The sequence below is a fragment of the Streptomyces capoamus genome, from assembly GCF_014654935.1.
GTDB lineage: Bacteria > Actinomycetota > Actinomycetes > Streptomycetales > Streptomycetaceae > Streptomyces > Streptomyces capoamus.
Genome location: NZ_BNBF01000014.1, coordinates 200,793 through 201,233, shown reverse-complemented (window position 1 = coordinate 201,233; position 441 = coordinate 200,793). Strand labels below are relative to the sequence as shown.

General features: G+C 63.9%; 1 protein-coding gene. It reads right to left on the bottom strand.

Annotation, left to right across the window (positions count from 1 at the left end):
• On the bottom strand, window positions 1-441 hold a 441-nt coding region (locus IE312_RS41365; protein ID WP_368860022.1), incomplete at both ends, for a D-alanyl-D-alanine carboxypeptidase family protein.

The following is a 441-nucleotide window of genomic DNA, read 5'->3' as shown; positions in this document are numbered from 1 at the left end:
CCTTCTTGAACGTCCTGTTCTTCAGCGCGGCTCCGGCCAGCTTGGCCAGGTCGCGCGGCGAGGAGTAGTTCTTGCCGTTGGACACCCCGTCGAAGGAGTCGAAGTGGGTGTTCTTCAGGCCGAGTTCCCGGGCCTTGGCGTTCATCTTGCCGATGAACGACCTGGTCCGCTGGGCCGTCGTCGATCCCTTGCCGTAGGTGTCCGCCAGCGCGTAGGCCGCGTCGCAGCCCGACGGGAGCAGCAGACCGTACAGCAGGTCGCCGACCGACATCGAGTCACCGAGGATCAGGTTGGCGCTGGAGTAGCGCTGATGGTCCGTGACCGGGTCGATGACGTAGTCGGTGTACTCCTTCTTGATCCTCACCTTCTTCCCGAGGTTCACGTTCCGCTGCGACAGCACCACCAGCGCCGTCATGATCTTGGTCGTGGAGCCGGTGCGCA